Raw genomic sequence first — 20787 nt, 5'->3', positions numbered from 1 at the left:
ACAGACGGTGCTGTTCCTGTCGGCCTTCCCGAGCGCCGCGCTCACGGGCCAGTCGTTCATCGTCAGCCACGGCTGGTTCATGCAGTAACGTCCCCGCCTCCCGACAGGGAGGCGATTCCCGCATCACCGCCTATTCTCACTACTCGTGATGGCGTGCCGTCCGTGGACGTCACGCCATCCGTCTCCGCCATCCATGGCGGGATTTCTCGGAGAACTGATGAAACCGCACGCCCGAACAGAAAAACAGGCCGTCGATGCGGCGGACCTGCATCACGAGGCCGGCGCACCGACTGCCGCGCGCACGCTGCCGTACGAGACGATCGCGCTCGTCCTGCAAGGCGGCGGCGCGCTCGGCGCGTACCAGGCCGGCGTGTTCGAAGGGCTGCACGAGGCGGGCGTTCCGCTCGACTGGATCGCGGGCATCTCGATCGGCGCGCTCAACACCGCGCTGATCGCGGGCAATGCGCCCGAGCATCGCGTCGAGCGGCTGCGCGAGTTCTGGGAAACGATCTGCAAGCCGGCGTTTTTCCCGACGGTTCCGGCCGCATTCGAATTCGCGCTGTTCAACAGCATCGACCAGATCCGCACGTTCTTCACCGCGTCGCAGGCCGCGAGCGCGATGATGCAGGGCCAGCAGGGATTCTTCGTGCCGCGCTTTCCGCCGCCGGTGCCGGGCGTGTCCGATCATCCGGAGAAGATCAGCTGGTACGACACGTCGCAACTGCGCGCGACGCTGCTGAAGCTGTGCGATTTCGACCGGATCAACTCGGGCGAGACGCGCGTGTCGGTCGGTGCGGTCAACGTCGGCACCGGCAACTTCGTGTACTTCGACAACACGCGCACCCGCCTCGCGCCCGAGCACTTCATGGCGTCCGGCGCGCTGCCGCCCGCGTTCCCGCCGGTCGAGATCGAAGGCGAGTACTACTGGGACGGCGGCGTCGTGTCGAACACGCCGCTGATGGAAGTGCTGCGCGCCCGGCCGCGCCGCGACACGCTCGCGTTCCAGGTCGATCTGTGGAGCGCGCGCGGGCCGCTGCCGCGCTCGATGGCCGATGTCGCCGAGCGCACGAAGGACGTGCAGTATTCGAGCCGCACGCGTTTCGTCACCGACACGCTGCAGCGCGAACAGCGCTACCGCAACGTGCTGCGCCACGTGCTCGACCAGGTGCCGGAAGAGCAGCGCAAGGCCGATCCGTGGTGTGTCGAAGCCGATGCGATGTCGTGCAGCAAGAAGTACAACATCCAGCACCTGATCTATCAGCAGAAGGCGTACGAGCATCACTACAAGGACTATCAGTTCGGTCTGTCGACGATGCGCGACCACTGGTCCGCGGGTCTCGACGACATCCGCAAGACGCTCGCAGTCAAGGACGGCCTCGCGCTGCCCAACAACGACTCGGGCTTCGTGACGCACGACATTCACCGCAAGCGGTAATGCCGTGCGCGACGGATCGGCGCGATGCCTGCGCCGGTCCGTCCTCTTTTCCGATTCGACATGCCGATTTTTATCGCACTCTTCGCGCTCATCGCTGCCGGATGGGGCGCGGTTCACCTGTTTCACGTCATCGCGGCGCAGTTCGGCCAGCCGGTCGCGATCGCGACCGCCGTGCTCGCCGCCGCGATCCTGATCGCGCTGATCGCCTGGTGGATCAAGCGCCGCCGCGACATCGCACCGAACACGAAGGAACAAGGCTGGACCCACGTCGTGCATCGCGCATGGGGCGAGCTGCGCGTGTCCGCGACGCAGGGGCTGCTGTGGCTGTCGCACGACGGCGCGGACGGCCGCTATACGCTGTCGCAGCTCGACGGTTGCCAGGCCGCACCGATCGGCGGCCGCTGGCATCTCGTCGTGCACGTGCGCGATACGGTGCGCAGCGAATGGAAGCTGCCGATGATGGACAAGCGCGATGCGCAACGCTGGGCGCGCGTGCTGACGCTCGCGAAGGACAATCGGCTCTGAAACGGCGCGCGGCGGATGCGCCGGTGCGCCCGGCACGAACCGCCGCACCGGCTATCCCGCATCGTTCCACGCGCTATCGCGCCTTCAGCGCCCACAACGCGTCGAGCACGTGCTGCGTCGCACGCTCGACCGGTCCCGCCCGATGGGCAATCCCCAGTTCCCGCCACAACGCCGGACGCAACGGCCGCATGACGATGCGTGCATCGGGTAGCGGGGCACCGCCCTCGTGCGGCAGCAGCGTCGCGCCGTAACCCGCCGCGACCAGGCTCTTGATCGCATCGTTGTAGTTGAGTTCGATCCGCGGCTCGGGCCGATGGCCGCCGAGCGCGAACCATTCCGTCGTGAGCCGCGACAGCCGCGTGGTCGCATCGTTGAGAATCAGCGGGCGGGCGGCCAGGTAGCCGGCTGTCACGCGGGCCGGAAGCGGCCAGTCCGCCGGCAGAAACGCCATCACCGGATCGCGCCGCCACGCGCGGATCGACAGCCCCGCGACCGCCGTCTGCGGCAGCGCCACCAACCCGACATCGAGCGTGCCCTGCGCAATGCGCGCCAGCGTGTCGTGCGACGTGAGCACTGCGATCTGGACATCGATGTCCGGATGCTGCTCGCGCAACCGGGCCACCGCCTGCGGCAACAGGTGCGCGATCGCCCCGGTCGACGCGCCGAGACGTACCCGTCCGGTCAGCCCCTGCACCTGTCGCTGCACATCGTCCAGCGTGGATTCGACCTCCGCCAGCAGGCGGCGCGCGCGCTCCACCAGCACTTCACCGATCGGCGACGGCCGCACGTTTCCACGCGTGCGGGACAGCAACGGCGCGCCGACGCGGCTTTCCAGTTCGGCAATGTGAAGACTGACGGTCGGCGGCGCGAGATGAAGCAGCTGCGCCGCGGCGACGAATGACCCGTGGTCCGCGATTGCGACCAGCGTGCGCAGGCGGTCCAGGCTGATCTCCCGCATCCTTCCCCCTTCGTTCAGTAAAGCTGAATCTGGCAGTCAGTAAATTCAACTTTTCCTATTCTAGGCGTTCGATGGACGATACGGTTTTACCGCCGACCGAACGCAAGGAGTGCGACCATCATGAGCGACCCGACTGTCTACATCGACGGCGATCAAGGCACGACCGGATTGCAGATCCACGCGCGCCTGCACGGGCGTACCGACTTGCGGCTCGTCACGCTGCCGGACGCCGAACGCAAGGATCCCGTGCGGCGCGCCGAAGCGATCAACGCAGCCGACATCGCGATCCTGTGCCTGCCCGACGCGGCCGCGCGCGAAGCGGTCGGCTTCATCCGCAATCCGGCGGTGCGCGTGATCGACGCGAGTTCGGCCCATCGCACGCAGCCGGATTGGGTCTACGGCTTTCCCGAGATGGCCGACGGGCACGCGCAGGCGATTGCACATGCGCGGCGCGTCACCAATCCGGGCTGCTACCCGACCGGCGCGATCGCGCTGCTGCGGCCCTTGCAGCGGGCCGGCCTGCTGCCGCGCGACTACCCGGTGAGCATCCATGCCGTCTCCGGGTACTCGGGCGGCGGGCGGGCGGCCGTCGACGCCTTCGAATCGGACGGCGCTTCGCACGCGAAGCCGCTGCAGGTCTACGGCCTCGCACTCGCGCACAAGCATGCGCCCGAGATCCAGCTGCACGCCGGTCTGGCGCACCGCCCGTTGTTCGTGCCGGCGTACGGTGCTTATCGGCAAGGCATCGTGCTCACCATACCGATCGAATTGCGCCTGCTCCCGGCCGGCGTGACCGGTGAGCAACTGCATGCGTGTCTCGCGCACCATTACGCCGGCGCGCGTCACGTCCACGTCACGCCGCTCGCGGAAACGCAAGCGATCACGCATCTCGATCCGCAAGCGCTGAACGGCACCAACGACCTGCGGCTCGGCGTGTTCGTCAATGCCGAACACGGCCAGGTGCTGCTGTCAGCCGTGTTCGACAATCTCGGCAAAGGGGCATCCGGTGCGGCCGTGCAGAATCTCGACCTGATGCTTGACGCTATGGGTGCGGCGAAAGCGGCGTAAGCCGCGTGCGGGCACCATCGCCGGCCGGCCCGACACATCGCGGCCGCCGATGCGTCGGTGCCGGCTGAACGCCACCGGCTCGCGACGCTGTGGCGAGCCGGAAACGGGGGCCCGCCGATGTCCGGCACATGCCCCCGTAAAATCTCACCTTTCGCCGATTTCAGGCTATCTCGTCACCCGCTGCGGCATTCAAGCCGGCCAGCGTCTCCGCCAGAAAATCCACGCATACGCGCACTTTCGCCGACGCCGCGACGCGTTCCGGATACACGGCCCAGATGTTCGCGGGCTGGATGGCGTCCGGCAGCACACGACACAGCACGCCGCGTTCGATCAGCGGCCCGGCTTCCCAGATCGAGCGCAACACGATGCCGCGCCCGGCCAGCGCCCATTGCACGGCCACCTCGCCATGGTTCGTCGACAGCGTCCCGCCAACCTTCACCGTTGCCGTTTCGCCGCGCACGTTCAGCCGCCACACGCCGAACGGGTGATCGCGCTCCTTGATGGCAAGACAGTCGTGCGACGCGAGATCCGCAAGCGAGCGCGGTGACCCGCGCCGGGCGAGATAGTCGGGCGATGCACACAGCACGCGGTAGTTCGCGGCGAGGCGGCGCGCGATCAGGTGATCGGCGATCTCGTCGCCGATGCGCACGTCGAGGTCATAGCCTTCGCCCGCGACATCGACGAGCCGGTCGAACAGATCGAGCCGCACGTTCAGCTGCGGATAGCGCGCGGTGAAGTCGAGCAGCGCCGGCGCGACGATGTGCCGGCCGAAGCCGAAGCTGCTCGAAATGCGCAGCGTGCCGCGCGGCACCGTGCGCGTAGTCGACACGTCCTCGACGAGATGATCGACGTCGTCGAGGATCTTCTCGGCGCGCGCGTACACGCGTTCGCCGGCTTCCGTGACCGTCACGCGGCGCGTCGAGCGATGCAGCAGGCGCGTGCCGAGCTGCGCCTCGAGCAACGCGATGCGCTTGCTGACATACGCGGGCGATACCGCGAGCTGCTCGGCGGCCGCGCTGAAGCTGGTCAGGCGGACGACCAGGCTGAACACGCGCAGGTCGTCGAGATTCGGCGATTTATTCACGATTCGTGGAAAGTCGATTAACCTTTCGCGCGATTTTAATCCGGATGGAAATAAATAGAATGGCGCCATGATCCGCTGCGCGTCACCCCGGCAGCGGCCCGACCCACGATGAAGGAGGAGCACTCGCATGAACGACAGGACTTACCGGATCGCCGTCATTCCCGGGGACGGCATCGGCCGTGAAGTGATGCCCGAGGGCCTGCGCGCGCTCGATGCCGTGACCGCACGCTTCGGCGTGCGCTTCGACTTCGTCGAGATCGACTGGGCGAGCTGTGACTACTACGTGCAGCACGGCAAGATGATGCCCGACGACTGGAAGGCGCAGTTGTCGGGCATGGACGCGATCCTGTTCGGCGCGGTCGGCTGGCCCGCGACCGTGCCCAATCACATTTCGCTGTGGGGCTCGCTGCTGAAATTCCGCCGCGAGTTCGACCAGTACATCAACCTGCGGCCCGCGCGCCTGTTCGACGGCGTGCCGTCGCCGCTCGCCGGCCGCCGCGCGGGCGACATCGATTTCATGATCGTGCGCGAGAACACCGAGGGCGAGTATTCGTCGGTCGGCGGCACGATGTTCGAAGGCACCGATCGCGAGATCGTGATGCAGCAGTCGATCTTCACGCGTCACGGCACCGAGCGCGTGCTGAAATTCGCGTTCGAACTCGCGCAGCGGCGCGCGAAGCGCCTCACCGTCGCGACGAAAAGCAACGGCATCGCGATCAGCATGCCGTGGTGGGACGCTCGCACGGCCGAGATGGCCGAACGCTATCCCGACATCGCCGTCGACAAGCAGCACATCGACATCCTGTGTGCACGCTTCGTGCTGCAGCCGGACCGCTTCGACGTCGTCGTTGCGTCGAACCTGTTCGGCGACATCCTGTCGGATCTCGGGCCGGCCTGTACCGGCACGATCGGTATCGCACCGTCGGCGAACCTGAACCCCGACCGCAAGTTTCCGTCGCTGTTCGAACCCGTGCACGGTTCCGCGCCCGACATCGCGGGGCAGTCCATCGCGAATCCGGTCGCGATGATCTGGTCGGCGGCCCTGATGCTCGACTTCCTCGGCAACGGCGCGGGCCGCGAACGCGAAGCGCACGATGCGATCGTCGCCGCGATCGAGGACGTGCTGCGCACGGGGCCGCATACGCGCGATCTCGGCGGCAACGCGGGCACGCAGGAAGTGGGCGAGGCGATCGCCGCGCGGATCGCGGGCTGACGATCACGCCCGGCGCGATCGCACGCGTCGGGCAGCGACTGCGGGAATCGCGTGCGGTGAGCAACACGCAATGCGTTTGCGCACTCGTAGGGATTCCGATTCGTGCGCGATGAAGTCGAGCGGTGAGCAACGTCACGCCGCAATGCGCACGGTTCGCACGCTCCGGTGTCGACACGAACGCGATCGGTGAGTTGCACATCACGCGCGTGCACACCGATCGCCAATCCACTGCCAACCCTGTGCGATCGGTGAGAGGCATCACGCGGTGAAGCACACCGTTGCATGTCGATACGTGCATCACACGCTGGCAACGTGTGCGACCTGTCCGCTTTGCCCGGGACGATGCCGCGTCGAACGGCTTGCAGCACACAGTCCGACGCGACATTTCACCTCGTCCCGAAAAATCTCACCTTCAGCGCATCAACTCCCGAATTTCCTCACCGTTGAGACCCGGTGATGCATGCGCCGATCCGTCGAGTCGACGCGCCCGTCACAGCCCGAGATCGGACAGCCCCGGATGATCGTCCGGACGACGGCCAAGCGGCCAGTGATAGAGACGATCCTGCTCGCGAATCGGCAGGTCGTTGATGCTCGCGTGGCGATGCGCCATCAGGCCGTTTTCGTCGAACTCCCAGTTTTCGTTACCGTACGAACGGAACCAGTTGCCGGCGTCGTCGTGCCATTCGTATGCGAAGCGCACCGCAATGCGATTGCCGTCGAACGCCCACAGCTCCTTGATCAGCCGGTAGTCGAGCTCGCGCGTCCACTTGCGCTGCAGCAGCCCGACGATCTCGTCGCGGCCGGTCACGAATTCCGCACGGTTGCGCCATCGGCTTTGCGGCGTATAGGCGAGCGACACGCGCTGCGGGTCGCGCGTGTTCCACCCGTCCTCGGCGGCACGCACCTTCTGGCGTGCCGTTTCGAGCGTGAAGGGCGGAACGGGCGGACGGACTTCGGGGGAAGCGGACATGGGGTGCTCCTGTTGAGGTTCTGGCCGCGGACGCCCGCGGCCGGTTCGGAATCGCTGCTTCGACTACCGCGATACCGCGTCGAGCAGCAGTTCGGCCGTTGCGCGCGCATCGCGCGCGGCGCTTGCATCGCCGGTCACGAGCGCCACGCCGATCGCGCCGTCGATCAGCACGAGCCACTGGCGCGCCAGGCGCGCGAGCCCGCGGCGCTCGATTCCCGTTTCGTCGGCATACGCATCGAAGCGCTCGCGCACGAATGCCAGCAGGCGTGCCTTGTGCTCACGCGCGACGACGCGCACGGGATCGTCGGCATCGGCAATCTCGCCCGACGCGTTCAGGAACGCGCAGCCATGAAAATCGGGCTGCCCGAACCAGTCGCGCAGCACGTCGAACATGCCGAGCAACTGCACGCGCGGCGCCTGGCCGCGCGCCAGCGTCGCATCGACGAACCAGCGCATCCAGCGCTCGTCGCGACGTTCGAGCGCGGCCACCACCAGCGCCTCTTTCGATTCGAAATGCGAATAAAAGCTCTTTCGTGCCGCGCCGGATCGCTTGACGATCGCATCGACGCCGGTCGCATGGATGCCGCCTGAATAGATCAGCGCTTCGGCCGCATCGAGCAGCCGGTCGCGAACGCCCGGTTCGCCGGAGGGGTCGTGAGGTGTGTTCATGGGTTTACGGTAGAACGATCGTTCTCCATCGTCAACACCCATGTGAAAAAGCCCTGTCGGCGAGAGGGCTGAATCGCGGCCTGGCCGCGCGACGCAGCCCGCCGCGTTTACGACATTTTTTCTTGAAGCGAACGCACGACGCTCACTACACTTCGGTCACCCTGTCTGGGCGAAAGGACATCATGCAGCGACCGGAAACCGCGCGCCCCGCGCGTGCCTATGCGGCTTATGCCAAGCGGCTCGATGGCCGCGTCGTCGTGCGGCGCTTCGACCCGCGCAACGACTCGTACGACACGTTGACCGCGCTGCTGCATCGCGCCTTCGCACCGCTCGGCGCGTTGGGTTTCAACTGCCCGTGCGTCGATCAGCCGGCCTCGGCGACGCGCGAACGCGTGCTCACCGGCGAATGCTTCGTCGCGCTCGGCAATGCGCACCTGGTCGCGACGATGACGATGCGCTCGCACGATCCCGATTCCCGCTGCGATCCGTACCGCAGCCGGCACGTCGCGACGCTCGGCCAACTGGCGGTCGATCCTGTCTGGCAGGATCGCGGTATCGGCCGTGCGCTGCTCGCGTTCGCGCAACGGCGAGCCGCCGCGCGCGGCGCAACGCACCTCGCACTCGACGCGCCATACGCGGCGATCCGGCTCATCGATTTCTATCGCCGCGAAGGATTTCAACCGGTCGACGTGATGCGCTTTCCGGAGCACAACTACGACAGCACGATCCTGTGCAAATCCGTCAGTGTCACGGACGCTCGCATCGTTGCCGTTACCGGTGACACGACGCAGATCGACGTCGCGCGGCATGTCGGTGCGGCGTCATGAAACGCGATATGCCGAAGCGCGAAGGCGGCGACGATCACACCCGGTTCGCCACCCGGCAGGCTCGCTTGCGTGCGGCGCGGCGGCTGCGCGGGGTGTTGAAGCTGACGATCCTCACGATCGCGGTCGCGCAAGCGCTGGCGTTCGCGTTCGAAAACCTGCTGGTGATAGCCGGTTTCGCACCGGATGCCGCGACGGTGCTGCTGTTCCGCTTCGTGACGTGCGCGCTCGTCAGCTTCTGGCTGCAGGCGGATGCGTTGCGCGCGTATCAATACGCGGCGCAACACGGGTTCGTCACCGCTCCCGGCGCGCACGGCGACCCGGTCGACGTTGCGCCGCAGTGTCCGAAGCGCTGGCTCGTCGTGTTGAGTCTTCAGCTCGACCCGCGGGGGTTGAACGGTGAACGGATCAAGTAGCCGTCTGCGCACCGATCAACATCGATTGATGTCGATCGCCTCGCGCATGAGTGAGTCGCAACGCGGCTTGAAGGCTCACGGTTGATGCCGCGAGTCGGCACGGCATCGCACGGGCTGCGTAACGAATGATCACGCGGCACACCAACAGGGAAGTGCTCGGAAGAGGGGAGCAGGTGCCGAACGGCAGGATGGCAGGATGGCAGGATGGCAGGATGGCGGGATGGCGGGATGGCGGGATGGCGGGAAGCGACGCGACTGTCGACAGGTGAAGTGAACGAGCGATTGCAGGTCACCGATGTGCGATCGCGTCGCGATTCGGCGTGCAAACACAGCTCCCGAATAATCTCACCTTGAGCCCGGATTCGCGTATTTCGACTCGCGAACGCAGGCGTAAAACAAAAACGGGGCAGGCGGCGAACACGCCGCACCGCCCCTTCGGCACTCAGGCCGTCCAGTCGAGAATCACCTTGCCGCTTTCACCAGACAACATCGCGGCGAAGCCCTTCTCGTAATCGTCGGCCGCAAAGCGATGCGTGATGATCGGCGACAGGTCGAGGCCGCTCTGCAGCATCGCGACCATCTTGTACCAGGTCTCGAACATCTCGCGACCGTAGATGCCCTTGATCTCGAGCCCCTTGAAGATCACCTGGTTCCAGTCGATCGCCGTCTGCGCGGGCGGAATGCCGAGCAGCGCAACCTTGCCGCCGTGGTTCATCGCCTCGAGCATGCTCGTGAACGCGCTCGGCACGCCCGACATTTCGAGGCCGACGTCGAAACCTTCGGTCATGTGCAGGTCGGACATCACGTCGCGCAGCGACTCGCGTGCGACGTTCACGGCGCGCGTCGCACCCATCTTGCGTGCGAGTTCCAGCCGGTAGTCGTTGATGTCGGTGATCACGACGTTGCGCGCGCCGACGTGCTTCGCAATCGCGACGGCCATGATGCCGATCGGGCCCGCGCCGGTGATCAGCACGTCTTCGCCGACGAGGTTGAACGACAGCGCAGTGTGCGTCGCGTTGCCGAACGGATCGAAGATCGACGCGAGATCGTCGGAGATCTCGGGCGGAATCTTGAACGCGTTGAACGCCGGAATCGCCAGATACTCGGCGAACGCGCCTTCGCGGTTCACGCCGACGCCGACCGTGTTGCGGCACAGATGCCGGCGCCCCGCGCGACAGTTGCGGCAGAAGCCGCACGTGATGTGGCCTTCGCCGGACACGCGATCGCCGATCGCGAAGCCGCGCACTTCCTGCCCCATCTCGACGATCTCGCCGACATATTCGTGACCGACGTGCATCGGCACGGGAATCGTCTTCTGCGCCCAGTCGTCCCACTTCCAGATATGGATGTCGGTGCCGCAGATCGCCGTGCGGCGGATCTTGATCAGCACGTCGTTGTGGCCGACTTCCGGACGCTTCACGCGCGTGAGCGTGAGGCCGGGGCCGCGTTCGAGCTTTGCCAGTGCTTTCATGATCGCGCCTCCGTCAGATGATGCCGAGCGACTTGCCGACGCGCACGAACGCGGCGACCGTCCGGTCGATCTGCTCGGGCGTGTGGGCGGCACTCATCTGCGTACGGATGCGCGCACGGCCACGCGGCACGACGGGGAACGAGAAGCCGATCACGTAGACGCCTTCGTCGAGCAGCTTGTCGGCCATGTTCGTCGCGAGCTGCGCGTCGCCGAGCATCACCGGGATGATCGGATGCGCGCCCGGCACCAGCGTGAAGCCCGCTTCGGTCATCTGCTGGCGGAACCGCGCGCCGTTTTCGCGCACGCGTTCGCGCAGCTTCGCGCCTTCTTCGCTGCCGAGCAGTTCCAGCACCTTCAGCGATGCCGCGGCGATACTCGGCGTGAGCGTGTTCGAGAACAGGTACGGGCGCGAGCGCTGGCGCAGCAGCTCGATCACCTCGCGACGCGCGGCGACATAGCCGCCCGATGCGCCGCCGAGCGCCTTGCCGAGCGTGCCCGTGATGATGTCGACACGGCCTTCGACACCGCAGTGCTCGGGCGTGCCGCGGCCGTGCGTGCCAATGAAGCCGACCGCGTGCGAATCGTCGACCATCACGATCGCGCCGTAGCGATCGGCGAGATCGCAGATGCCTTTGAGATCGGCGATGATGCCGTCCATCGAGAACACGCCGTCGGTCGCGATCAGCTTGTGGCGCGCGCCCGCCGCATCGGCCTCCTTGAGCTTCGCCTCGAGGTCGGCCAGGTCGTTGTTCTTGTAGCGGAAGCGCTTCGCCTTGCAGAGGCGAACGCCGTCGATGATGCTGGCGTGGTTCAGTTCGTCGCTGATCACCGCGTCGTTCTCGTCGAGCAGCGTCTCGAACAGCCCGCCGTTCGCGTCGAAGCAGCTCGAATAGAGGATGCTGTCCTCGGTGCCGAGAAATGCGGCCAGCGCGCTTTCCAGTTGCTTGTGCACGGTTTGCGTGCCGCAGATGAAGCGTACCGATGCCATGCCGAAGCCGTCCTGGTCGAGGCCGGCCTTCGCCGCATCGATCAGGCGCGAATCGTTCGCCAGACCCAGATAGTTGTTCGCGCAGAAATTGAGCACGCCGGCACCGCCGGCGAGCCGCACGTCCGCCGCCTGGGGACTCGCGATCTCGCGCTCGGTCTTGTAAAAACCGTCCGCGCGGATCTGGTCCAGCGTCCCGCGCACCTGGGCGAGAAAGGCATCACGCATCGCAAAGCTCCTGACAGGGTTTCGCATTCCGCAACGCGCCACTCGTGGCGGCGGCGCAACGGCCTGCTACTGTTATAGTCGGTCGTTCGGTTGACCGCATTTATCCGATATTCCGAACTAGAATTCGAAATATCGAACAACTCTAAGCGAACGGAATCCAAATGGCAAGTTCCTCCGGTTCGCGGCGCACGCCTGCCAGCGCCGCACCGCAACCGCCGGCCGCAACGCCGCCGCGTGTCGGCGAGCAGATCCAGCGGCTGCGCACCGAACGCAAGCTGACGCTCGACGACCTGTCGCGCGCGGCGGGCGTATCGAAATCGATGCTCTCCGAGATCGAACGCGACAAAGCCAACCCGACGATCGCCGTGGCGTGGCGGCTGACGAACGCGCTCGGCATCACGCTCGACGAGCTGTTCTCGCAGCCGAAGGCGCCCGAGACCATCCGCGTAGACGGCCCGCACGACATTCCGACGCTCGCCGGCCATGACGGCCGGTACCAGTTGCGCGTATGGGGCCCGATCGACCTCGCGGGCAAATTCGAGTGGTACGAGCTGACGCTGCCGAGCGGCGGCGCGCTGATATCGAACGCCCACGAGCCCGGCACGCGCGAGCACCTCACCGTGCTGCAGGGCGCGATGGAAATCGAAGCCGCGGCGGCCAGCCGGCGCCTGAAGGTAGGCGACACCGCGCGTTACCCGGCCGACGAGCCGCACGCGATCCGTAATCCCGGCAAAGCCGAGGCGCGGGCACTGCTGATCGTGATACATCGCTGACGGCGCGGATAGCTGGCCAAAGGGCCAATTGCAGGCCGGTTGCGGAAAACACTGTATGTTTGTACAGTATACGGACATTCCGCCATGCACGGGCCGGAGCTGGCGCACCGAGGCGCCCGCCTGGTCGACAGGAGCCTGCAATGACAGAAGAACAAGATTTGGCCGCGCTCAGCTTCAAGGCTGCCGCGCACGACCTCGAGCTGATCGTCCGGCATATCGCCGGGCGCTACATCCACCAGCGCGTCCCGCTGACGTGGCGCCTGCTGCACGCCATCGAGGCCGAAGCACTCGCCGATCTCGGCTTCGCCAGCCGGCACGAGGCCGGCATGCGTCAATTGTTCGAACGGCAGTTGGACATGACGTTTCCCGAAACGGACGATCCGATCGACTTCGGGCGCTCGAATGCGCTGCCCGCCGTTTTTTCGTTCGCGGTTCTCGCGTATGAAGCAGCGGCAACGCCGCACGACACGGCGCCTCGCGAGCGCGCTCACCGCCCGTCCAAGGCGTGGGGCGACTGACTGCCCGCCACGGGCCGCCTCGCGCCACGACCTTGTCCAGCCTCTTGCAGCCCGAGACGTTGCGGAAAGGGCTACCATATACGCAACTAACGGAATAAATCACATGTCCCTTCCCGCCTCTCCCGACACCCCAGCACGCCCGGAAGAAACGGACCTGTTCGACCGCGGCGCATCCGACTGGATCGCCTCGCCCGAAGCCGCCTTCGACGCATGGCTTGCCATGCAGGACTATCGCCGTTCGTCAGCCGATGTCTATCGCGCGCAATGGGGCGCGTTTCTCACGTGGATGCGTGCGCACCAGAAGAATCTGGCAACCGTCGATACCGCGACCATCGCGAACTTCGTCGGCGAACTGCCGATCCGAAAAACCCAGCGAATGCGCTATTTGCGGCTGATCGAGCGCGTGCTCGACCACATCCGGCGCACCGAATATGCATCGACCAACCCGGCCCGGTTCATTGCTCAGGATGGCGAAGCGAACTGGCGCAAGGCGCGCGACAACGAACCCACCGGTTTCCTCACGCCTGCTGAACGCTCGACGTTGCTCACGTACCTGTTTTCGCCGATCGGCGTATCCGGTTCCGCCTACTGGAAGGAGCGGCGCGACCGCGCGCTCGTTGCCGCATTTCTCGGTGCCGGCATTAAAACCGGCGAAGCGCGCGCGCTCACGATTAGTTGCATCAATACGAGTGGAACGTCGCTGCAGATCGAGTCGACGCATCCGGATTTCGCACGCGAAACGCACCTGGCATCGTTCGCGATCGCGCTGCTCGAAGCCTGGCTCACCGAGCGCAAGCGCCAGGAGATTCCTGGCGAGCTCGTGTTCCCGGCATCCCATGCCGGGCGGCCGATGCACAAGGCGACGATGCTGCGCGCCATCGACGCGATCGTCGAATCCGCCGGGCTCACGTCGTCGCGCACCGCGCGCGCGAGCCCGCAAACGCTGCGCAATACCTACGCGGCCGAATTGTTCGAGCACGACGTGCCGCCCGAACGGGTCGGCAAATGGCTGGGCTTCATGCGGCCGATCTCGTCGAACCGCCTGCATCGCGCATGGAAGAACTGGCGCGACGGTCTGGCCGACAGCAACGGTGACGCGTCCGACAGCGACGAAACTCACTGATCGCCAAACGGCTGCTCACGCGAAGCGATCCGTGAGCAGCCTTGCGTAGTGCAGCCTCACCGTTTCACAGCTCCCGAAAAACCTCACCTCAAGCTCCCCGGATCGTCTCACCTGTGCGGTGCAGCCGATCCGAGCGTCACCTGTGCGCAAAGTGCGCGACGGCTTCGAATCGGGACGGCCATGCGCCGGAAGCGTGTTCACACTCGGGGCACGCCACTTCAAAACCCTCTTCACCATGTGACAGTTCCGGCTCGGCATCGCAATGCGGGCAATGGGCCGGCACCGGAATCTCGTGATCCAGCGAGGTGCCGATCGCGGCAAACGCCTCCGCATCCAGTTGCCCGGCATCGGCGAGGCGGCGGATCAGCGCGGTGATTTCCGGATCCATGCCGCGGCTCGCGCGCAGTGAACTCACATCGCGCGTCGCACGTTCCAGTTCATCGCCCTGGCTGCGTAACTGTTCTTCCAGCCGGTCGGCGCGCGCCTTCGCCGAACTCAGCTGCTGCAGGAAATCGAATTCCTTGCGCTGAACGTCGCGCAAACCGCTCTGGTAGGTCGATGCCATGCTGCGCAACGAGTCCAGCTCGACCAGCATCGGCTTGACGCGGCGTTCGGCTTCAGCCACCGCGTCCTTGATTTGCTGCGCATAGTGCTCGGTGCGCTGCTGCAGTTCGGCTTGCAGCGCATCGATGCGGTCGCGCAGCGTGGCGTTCTGCGCCTGCTCGGCCTCGACACGGCCGGCGGTGGCGGCCAGTTCCTTTTCCAGTCGAGCGACTGTGGTGAGCAACGTCGCTTCGCTTGCCGAACCGTGCGTCGTTTGCGACGCGAGCTGGACCTCGAGCTCGGTCACGCGAGCCTGCAGTTGCTCGTTCTTCGCTTCGCCCCGCGCGAGCGCGCCCTCGAGCGTCTCCTGGCGGACAGTTGCGTCGCGCAACCGCTGTTCGGCGTCGGCAACGCCGGCGCGAACCTGTTCTCGATCGCCATCGAGACTGTCTCGTGCCGCCTTCAACGCTTCTTCATAGAGTGCGCCGAGCAACGCACCGGCCTTTTCCTCGACGGCCTTCGGGATTGCCGCACCGTCGAGCCTGACTTTCGACGCGGAACGGATGCGCTCCCAGAAATGGTCGATGTCTTTCGGAATATCGCTGGCACTGCCAGTTTGGGTGAGATCGCGGACGTTGGCCGCCGACGGCCGGATGCCGAGATCGAAGAACAACCGCTTGCATGCATGTAGCGACAATTCCTGCCGCCGCGCACCGCTCGCACGCAGCGATTCCAGTTCGTCCCGAATGGCTTGGCGTATTTCGTCCAGGGTCATCGCTGTGCTCACAGACATTGAAGTGTGGCAATCATAACGAAATACGTATTTATTGATACTTGTTTCGGCTCGACGTTGTGAATTTACGTCGCTGTGCACAGAAATCGGAGCTGTGAGCCAATCCGGACGACTGTGGTCCAGGATTCCGTGAAACAAAGCGAAGAAAGTCAGCCAAGTCCTTGGCGCACAAGCATTTTCCTGCAGACCCCGAATTTCGGCATTTGTTTCACATGACCACGGATCCGATTGCCTGTGGGTGTTCAGGGGTTGGGGTGTCTGTGGAAAACTCGTCAGCCGATGTCTTGAGAGTATTAGAAGTAAACACCCTTGAACCCTTAGTTAAAAACGTTAACGCCACGGCACAGCCTTATGCTGCAAGGCTTTCCGGCCGACAAGGTGAAGTTTTACGGGAGCCAAGGTGATCTTCTGCGGGAGCTGACGTGATGGGGTTCAGGGAGCAGCGTGAGCCGTTGCAGGAAAGGTCGTGAGCGGATTCGGGAGCACAGTGAAACACAAGATTTCCCAAAGGTGAGGCTTTTCGGGGCCTCACAGCCACAGAACCCGCGCTGTGCCTGACCGCACAGTTTTCTGCCTGTGCAGACATAGGTGAGAATTTGCAGGACCTTCTTCGCGCCCCGATTCTGCCCATCTTTTGGGCAATTTCTGTGAAAGGTGAGGTTTCACGGGACTCCGCGGCGGTTTGATGTGAGGATTTCCGGGAAACGAACGCCATTTTGCACAGCAAAAGCGTGCTTGGGGTCCTGTGATGCGCTAAAGGTGAGGCTTTTCGGGAGGGAAATCCGGGTTTTCCTGCCCGGATCCCGTTGAGGTGAGATTTTTCGGGGCCTGGATCACAGGCTGTGATTACGGCCACAGGTGAGGCTTTTCGGGAATGGTATTTGCCCGAAAAATGGTCAAAGGTGAGGTTTTTCGGGATCCGTGAGCCGATGAATCCGCCGAAAAGCCCGCCAGGACTGGGAGAAATCTCGTTTTTGCTGTGCCTCTTTTTGTCACAGGTGAGATTTTTCGGGGGCTGACACAGGGTTGTCGTATGAGGGATTTCGGTCGAAAGGTGAGGCTTTTCGGGGGATGTCGACGATGCACAGCCAAATGCCTTCTGTGCATAAGTATCGGATCGCATTGGGATTTTTGATACTGAGGCAGTTACGGTGAGGTTTTTCGGGAGTCATTCCCTTGCCGGTGAAGGCACAGCGATTTTTCGGTAAGGTGAGCGTTTTCGGGAGGCTCTGGTAGCGAATCCCGCGCGTGTCGGGCATTCGTCGACATCGAGACGAATGAACACACTGTGCTCAAGGTGAGTATTTTCGGGACCTGATACGGTTTGTGCACGGTACAATGCGCGCCCGGGCCGGCAAAGCAGGCCCGATCGAGGCGCGCGGGCCGGTTTCGCTGGCGTCTTCGGGGATGTGGAGCCCGATCGCGATCTCCCGATGAGTCGCGCCTGTACATGCATACAGGCCGATGCCGGTCGATCGGGGGCTGCGGTGAGGTGGGATCGCAACCCTGTGCCGAACTCACAGCTGCGCAGTCGTAAAATTACGACAAATCGAAAGGTGAGCCGATACGGGAGCACATTTCGCACGTATCCCGCACAGGTGAAATTCTGTGAATCGGCGCATCCCGCAGCACGTCTGGACGAGTCCGGAACGCTGCAAATCCGGAGCGGTGAGGGTTTTCGGGAGTGCTTGGGGTGAGTGCCGTTTTGCACGCGCGCTTCACCCGCTATGGTGAGCATGTCGTTCTGGACGCACTTCACCGCAGGCGCTATCCTTCCGGAAAACTTCTCCTCCGACCCGACGTATGGCCACGACGAAGCGCGCCAAGAAAACCGATGTGGATGTGGTGAGTGCCAGTTCAGCCGAATTGCGGAAGGCCGTCGAGGCGATCGCAATTCAGCCGAAGAGCGGCAAGATCACGCTCCTCACTCGCAAGCTGTTCAATGTCCTGCTGGCCGTGGCGCAGCAGGCCGACGACTCGGGCGATACGTATCGCGCGCTGCTGTCGGACATCGTCGCCAACTCCGCCTTCGATTCGAACGACACCGCGCTGGTGAAGGAACACCTGCGCCGCATGGTGTCGGTGCAGGTTGAATGGAGCACCGGGACGTCGAGCCAGAAGCCGGGCCGCAAGTGGGGGATCTCGACGCTGATCGCCGACGCGGAAATTCTCGAGGATCCGGCGACCCGTCGCGTATGGGTCGAATTCTCGTTCGCGCCGAAGATCAAGAAGAAGTTGCTCGACCCGGTTCAGTATGCACGCCTGAGCCTGCAGTTCCAGAGCCAGCTGCGCAGCAGCGCCGGTCTCGCGCTGTACGAAATCTGCGTGCGCTACCTGACGAACCCGAGCCACCTGACGATGCGCGAGCCGTGGGAATGGTGGCGGCCGATCCTGTCGGGCACGCCCGACACGGAGGCCGGCGACGAGGCGAAGCGCGAGTACAAGTACTTCAAGCGCGACTATCTGCGTCCCGCGATCGCGGAAGTCAACGCAGTCACCAACATCTTCGTCGAGCTGATCGAGCACCGTGAAGGGCGCCGGGTGGCCGAGATCCAGTTCCGCGTGACCGAGCGCAAGCAGCCGATGCTCGCGCTCGACGAACACCCGAACGTGTTCGACAGCACGCTGGTCGACAGGATGGTGAAGCTCGGGATCCCGTTGAAGGAAGCGCAGACGCTCTATGCGGACAGCGAGGAGAACCGCATTCGTGCCGCGCTGCAGATGACCGAGCAGCGGATGCGCAGCACGACGCTGCCGCCGGTGCGCAGCGCGCCGGCGTTGTTCAAGGATGCACTGAAGAAGGGTTATGCGCCGCCGGTCGAATCGGTCGACGCGTTGCCTGCCGGCACGCCGGCCGCGAAGGTTACGGCGGCCCAGCCGGACGATCTGAAGGCACGCCTGCTGAGCGAGTTCGCTGCGTTCCGCCGCAAGGAAGCGAAGGTGCTGTACGAAGAGCAGGGCGACGCCGAGCGCGAAGTCGCGCGCGAGTCGTTCGAGTCGGAGGCGCTGCCGACGATGGGCTCGCATCTGCGCGATGACTGGCGCAAGCGCGGCCTCGATTCCAAGCTGGCCGAGACGGCCTTTTTCGACTGGCTGGCCCAGAGGACCTGGGGCGAGCCGACGGACGGCGATCTGCTGTCGTTCACGCTGAACCAGTCGCGGGCCGCCTGAGGCCCGCTCAGGCCCGCTGACGGGCCGCCGCCGGCCCCGCCCCTCGATCGGGCGGGCCCGGCGTCCTCACCAGGCCCTGCCGGCCGTTTCCGTCACTCCGACAGCAGCATCCGCTCGAGCTGCTCGAGGATCGCGTCGCGCTTGTCCTTCGGGAGACCGCGCAGGCGCAATTCGATGCGATCTTCGCCATACGACTTCAGGTCGCCGACCGACTTGCCGCCGAGCTTGATCTCGAGACGCTGCGCATAGCGTTGACGGCCCGCGGCCTTCGGCGTTTCCTGCGCCGCGACACGGCCCTTGACGATGTCCGACACCTGGCGCGTGCTGAGATCGTCCGACACGATCTTGTTGATCAGCCGCAGCGTGGCCTCGGTGCCGCGCGCGTTGTGATAGCGGCCGACCTGATACGCCATGTTCGAACCGAAGCGATCGGGGCGCGCGACCATTTCCTGCATGATCGTTTCCGGCAGCTTGCCGATCGACAGCGCGACGGCCACCGTCGACTCGTCGAGGCCGAGGTGCTCGGAGAGTTCCTTCTGGCTCTGGAAATGCTTGTCGTCGAGGAAGCGGCGCCACACGACGGCGTTGTCGAACACCGTCTGCGAATCGCGCTGGACGTTGAGATCGTAGCCGAGCTTGTAGCTCTGGATGCCGATCGGCACGTCGATCACGATCGCCTTGACCGATTCCTTGTTCGCTTCCTTCAGTGCCCGCACGCGGCGGCCGCCATCGCTGACGAAGTACGTGCCCGGGTTGTCGTAATCCGGAATCACGTGGATCGCCTGCTGCTGCCCTTGCTTCGCGAGGTTGACCGCGAGTTCGGCAATCGACGATTTCAGATAGAAGTGCCGCGGATTGAACGGGCTATGCTTGATCGCCTTCAGCGACAGCTCGATCACCTGCCCTGGCGCATAGCGGTTCTCGAGACGCCACGCGCGATATTGCGCCGTTTCATCGATCGACGGATCGAGCGTGAGCTCGGGCGCGGGCGGCGGCGCGATGTCTTTCTTCGCGGATTTGGTCGGCGCCGGGGTGGGCGTTTCGGACTTGACGATGCCGTCGATCGCATTGAGTCGATCGAGCGCCGTGCGCTTCTCGCTCGTCGTGATATCCGGGCGCGCTTGGAATCCTTTGGCAAATTGGGAGGGTTTCATGTGACTCCTTTGTGCGCATAAAGTCAGGGCAGCATGGCGACGATTTCGTCGGCGCATGCGCGAATTTCTGCGGCGGCCAGCTTGCCGCCACGATCGTTCATCTGCAGCACGGTCTGCCCGAGCGCCATTGCCTGCTTGTACGCCTCCCGGGTCGGGATCTGCGTTTTCAGCAACGGGAAGCCGAGTTCCTCGAGTGCACGCTTGAGCTCGCGGGTCAGCATGCGCTTCTCTTCGGTCTTGTTCAGCAGGAAGACGGCGCGGAGGTCTTCGTTCATGACCTGCGCCTGCTGGATCAGTTTGACCAGCCCGACGCTCGACCAGTAATCGGCCGGCGACGACGACGTCGGAATCACGGCAATCGATGCAGCCAGCAGGACGACGCCCGATACTTTCTCGGTGATCGACGGCGGGCAGTCCACGACGATGATGTCGTAGTCGTTGATGAACTTCTTGATCTCGCGATGGATCTGGCCATCGGCTTCGGCCAGGTTGACGACCGGAAACGGAATACCGTTGTCACTGTCGCCAGATGCGCTCGACCAGTGAACCAGTGTGTTTTGACGGTCTGCGTCGATGACGAGGATGCGCTTCCCTTTTTCATGGAACGCGGCACCGAGGTGCATGGCAATCGTGCTTTTGCCGACGCCACCTTTCTGTTGAGTGACTGCAATGATTTCCGCGGCCAATTTTCACTCCTATTTTGGTCGTTGGAATTCTACAGGACGATATTTGAATTTCAATGAAATTGTCGTTCGACAACTACGCATTGGCCATTCGGGCTATCGGTTTATGCGCATAAACGTACCGTCGATGACCGGTGGCTCGATTGGATGGTCTGGCGGACGCCTGAAACGTCGATGAGCGAT

At 64.5% G+C, this 20787-nt stretch carries 19 protein-coding genes and 1 pseudogene; 11 read left to right on the top strand and 9 right to left on the bottom strand.

Features of this window, described 5'->3' with window-relative positions; all coding sequences use genetic code 11:
- From JYJ84_RS05080 to JYJ84_RS05070, 3 genes and pseudogenes are all read left to right on the top strand, one after another.
- Nucleotides 1-88: pseudogene (locus JYJ84_RS05080) on the top strand (3-hydroxybutyrate dehydrogenase); the annotation flags it as partial.
- A 129-nt stretch (nt 89-217) separates the two neighbouring features.
- The gene (locus JYJ84_RS05075) at nt 218-1435 is read left to right on the top strand and encodes a patatin-like phospholipase family protein (protein WP_164462759.1); all 1218 of its coding nucleotides are present in this window, start codon (nt 218-220) and stop codon (nt 1433-1435) included.
- Between the two features lie 60 nt (nt 1436-1495).
- Nucleotides 1496-1960 carry a hypothetical protein gene (locus JYJ84_RS05070; RefSeq protein ID WP_122948378.1) on the top strand — a complete coding sequence of 155 codons (465 nt, stop codon included), beginning with the start codon at nt 1496-1498 and terminating at the stop codon, nt 1958-1960.
- A 73-nt stretch (nt 1961-2033) separates the two neighbouring features.
- Here JYJ84_RS05070 and JYJ84_RS05065 read toward each other — a convergent pair whose 3' ends face one another.
- A complete protein-coding gene (locus JYJ84_RS05065) occupies nt 2034-2918 on the bottom strand; it encodes a LysR family transcriptional regulator (protein WP_175222695.1) in 885 nt (294 codons plus the stop codon).
- 120 nt (nt 2919-3038) lie between these two features.
- Here JYJ84_RS05065 and argC point away from each other — a divergent pair, with 120 nt between their 5' ends.
- Nucleotides 3039-3986, top strand: coding sequence for an N-acetyl-gamma-glutamyl-phosphate reductase (gene argC, locus JYJ84_RS05060; RefSeq protein ID WP_175222696.1), 948 nt, complete (start codon nt 3039-3041; stop codon nt 3984-3986).
- Nucleotides 3987-4146: 160 nt separating this feature from the next.
- On the opposite strand, the gene JYJ84_RS05055 is transcribed toward argC, so the two are convergent.
- Nucleotides 4147-5070, bottom strand: coding sequence for a LysR substrate-binding domain-containing protein (locus tag JYJ84_RS05055; RefSeq protein WP_175222697.1), 924 nt, complete (start codon nt 5068-5070; stop codon nt 4147-4149).
- Nucleotides 5071-5197: 127 nt separating this feature from the next.
- Between JYJ84_RS05055 and JYJ84_RS05050 the strand changes: the two genes are divergently transcribed.
- Nucleotides 5198-6283: a tartrate dehydrogenase gene (locus JYJ84_RS05050; RefSeq protein WP_175222698.1), complete on the top strand. Its 1086-nt coding sequence runs from the start codon at nt 5198-5200 to the stop codon at nt 6281-6283.
- Nucleotides 6284-6773: 490 nt separating this feature from the next.
- On the opposite strand, the gene JYJ84_RS05045 is transcribed toward JYJ84_RS05050, so the two are convergent.
- Together JYJ84_RS05045 and JYJ84_RS05040 are read right to left on the bottom strand one after the other, a co-directional pair.
- Nucleotides 6774-7253 carry a nuclear transport factor 2 family protein gene (locus JYJ84_RS05045; RefSeq protein ID WP_069250362.1) on the bottom strand — a complete coding sequence of 160 codons (480 nt, stop codon included), beginning with the start codon at nt 7251-7253 and terminating at the stop codon, nt 6774-6776.
- Nucleotides 7254-7316: 63 nt separating this feature from the next.
- Nucleotides 7317-7922, bottom strand: a complete 606-nt coding sequence (locus JYJ84_RS05040) for a TetR/AcrR family transcriptional regulator (protein WP_175222699.1) — start codon at nt 7920-7922, stop codon at nt 7317-7319.
- Between the two features lie 182 nt (nt 7923-8104).
- Between JYJ84_RS05040 and JYJ84_RS05035 the strand changes: the two genes are divergently transcribed.
- Nucleotides 8105-8749 (top strand): GNAT family N-acetyltransferase, encoded by a 645-nt coding sequence (locus JYJ84_RS05035; protein WP_175222700.1) that lies wholly within the window; start codon nt 8105-8107, stop codon nt 8747-8749.
- Complete coding sequence (locus JYJ84_RS05030) at nt 8746-9162, top strand: hypothetical protein (RefSeq protein ID WP_175222701.1); 417 nt, start codon at nt 8746-8748, stop codon at nt 9160-9162. The genes JYJ84_RS05035 and JYJ84_RS05030 overlap by 4 nt, the downstream gene beginning before the upstream one ends.
- 442 nt (nt 9163-9604) lie before the next feature.
- Here the strand turns inward: JYJ84_RS05030 and tdh are convergent, their stop codons facing one another.
- Together tdh and JYJ84_RS05020 are read right to left on the bottom strand one after the other, a co-directional pair.
- On the bottom strand, nt 9605-10633 hold the full coding sequence (gene tdh, locus JYJ84_RS05025; RefSeq protein WP_011356765.1) for an L-threonine 3-dehydrogenase: 1029 nt from the start codon (nt 10631-10633) through the stop codon (nt 9605-9607).
- Between the two features lie 13 nt (nt 10634-10646).
- Entirely contained in the window at nt 10647-11846 is a 1200-nt protein-coding gene (locus tag JYJ84_RS05020) for a glycine C-acetyltransferase (RefSeq protein ID WP_122948370.1), read from the bottom strand.
- Between the two features lie 161 nt (nt 11847-12007).
- Here JYJ84_RS05020 and JYJ84_RS05015 point away from each other — a divergent pair, with 161 nt between their 5' ends.
- The 3 genes from JYJ84_RS05015 (at nt 12008) to JYJ84_RS05005 (ending at nt 14260) form a co-directional block, all read left to right on the top strand.
- Nucleotides 12008-12619: a helix-turn-helix domain-containing protein gene (locus JYJ84_RS05015; RefSeq protein ID WP_122948369.1), complete on the top strand. Its 612-nt coding sequence runs from the start codon at nt 12008-12010 to the stop codon at nt 12617-12619.
- Between the two features lie 140 nt (nt 12620-12759).
- Nucleotides 12760-13137 (top strand): DUF2471 family protein, encoded by a 378-nt coding sequence (locus tag JYJ84_RS05010; RefSeq protein ID WP_122948368.1) that lies wholly within the window; start codon nt 12760-12762, stop codon nt 13135-13137.
- Between the two features lie 103 nt (nt 13138-13240).
- A complete protein-coding gene (locus JYJ84_RS05005; protein ID WP_122948367.1) occupies nt 13241-14260 on the top strand; it encodes a tyrosine-type recombinase/integrase in 1020 nt (339 codons plus the stop codon).
- A 136-nt stretch (nt 14261-14396) separates the two neighbouring features.
- Here the strand turns inward: JYJ84_RS05005 and JYJ84_RS05000 are convergent, their stop codons facing one another.
- The gene (locus tag JYJ84_RS05000; RefSeq protein ID WP_122948366.1) at nt 14397-15578 is read right to left on the bottom strand and encodes a DNA-binding protein; all 1182 of its coding nucleotides are present in this window, start codon (nt 15576-15578) and stop codon (nt 14397-14399) included.
- A gap of 1821 nt (nt 15579-17399) precedes the next feature.
- On the opposite strand from JYJ84_RS05000, the gene JYJ84_RS04995 reads away from it, so the two are divergent.
- Nucleotides 17400-18767, top strand: coding sequence for a replication initiation protein (locus JYJ84_RS04995; RefSeq protein WP_122948365.1), 1368 nt, complete (start codon nt 17400-17402; stop codon nt 18765-18767).
- 92 nt (nt 18768-18859) lie between these two features.
- Here JYJ84_RS04995 and JYJ84_RS04990 read toward each other — a convergent pair whose 3' ends face one another.
- Entirely contained in the window at nt 18860-19921 is a 1062-nt protein-coding gene (locus JYJ84_RS04990) for a ParB/RepB/Spo0J family partition protein (protein ID WP_122948364.1), read from the bottom strand.
- 23 nt (nt 19922-19944) lie between these two features.
- Entirely contained in the window at nt 19945-20607 is a 663-nt protein-coding gene (gene parA / locus JYJ84_RS04985) for a ParA family partition ATPase (RefSeq protein WP_122948363.1), read from the bottom strand.
- Nucleotides 20608-20787 lie beyond the last annotated feature (180 nt).

This window comes from Burkholderia sp. LMG 13014 (genome assembly GCF_905232215.1).
Taxonomy (GTDB): Bacteria; Pseudomonadota; Gammaproteobacteria; order Burkholderiales; family Burkholderiaceae; genus Burkholderia.
The sequence above is the reverse complement of the archived record's forward strand: the minus strand, read 5'-3'. Positions and strand labels throughout refer to the sequence as shown.